At 67.1% G+C, this 225-nt stretch carries 1 protein-coding gene; it reads right to left on the reverse strand.

Annotated elements, in window-relative coordinates:
- The coding region (locus F6S12_RS33560; protein ID WP_315870089.1) for an immunoglobulin-like domain-containing protein at positions 1-225 on the reverse strand (225 nt) is incomplete at both ends.

Consider the following 225-nt stretch of genomic DNA (forward strand, 5'->3'; position numbering starts at 1 on the left):
GGCGTGGTGTTCGGCACCAGCTTCTCGAAGTTGCCGCCCTCGGCCTTGGTGATGGTGGCCTCGACCTTGCCTGCGTCCTTGTACACGTCATCGGCTGGAGCCGCGACGGTGGTGGTGCCGGTAGTGGCGCCCGCGGCGATGGTGATTACCGCGCCGTTGCTCAGGGTCACGGTCACCGGAGTGCCGGCGGCATTGGTCAGTGTGGCGGTGTAGGTGATCTGGCCG

It is taken from the genome of Pseudomonas sp. JV245A, assembly GCF_032424515.1.
GTDB classification, from domain to species: Bacteria; Pseudomonadota; Gammaproteobacteria; order Pseudomonadales; family Pseudomonadaceae; genus Aquipseudomonas; species Aquipseudomonas protegens.